Genomic DNA, 457 nt, shown 5'->3' on the forward strand with positions numbered 1-457 from the left:
GAGACTAGGAGAGTCGAACTCCTGACCTCCTGCGTGCAAAGCAGGCGCTCTACCAACTAAGCTAAGTCCCCAGCTTACATCATCAGTCATGTATCTTTTTATCTATAACTTCAACCAGTCAAAGTCATGGTGGGTCTGACAAGACTTGAACTTGTGACCCCACGCTTATCAAGCGTGTGCTCTAACCAACTGAGCTACAGACCCTCAGATACATCTATGAAGAACAACTTGTTGTGGATTCTTACCAATCGTCAATCTTTCGTTAAGGAGGTGATCCAGCCGCAGGTTCCCCTACGGCTACCTTGTTACGACTTCACCCCAGTCATCGGCCACACCGTGGTAAGCGTCCTCCTTGCGGTTAGACTACCTACTTCTGGTGCAACAAACTCCCATGGTGTGACGGGCGGTGTGTACAAGGCCCGGGAACGTATTCACCGCGGCATTCTGATCCGCGATT

General features: G+C 50.3%; 1 tRNA gene and 1 rRNA gene. Both read right to left on the minus strand.

The annotated features are described in order from the left end of the window. Positions 1-127: 127 nt before the first annotated feature. Positions 128-204, minus strand: a tRNA-Ile gene (locus ACINWC141_RS03895). Positions 205-263: 59 nt separating this feature from the next. After that, positions 264-457: ribosomal RNA gene (locus ACINWC141_RS03900) — 16S ribosomal RNA — on the minus strand; the annotation flags it as partial.

The organism is Acinetobacter sp. WC-141 (assembly GCF_000313935.1).
GTDB lineage: Bacteria > Pseudomonadota > Gammaproteobacteria > Pseudomonadales > Moraxellaceae > Acinetobacter.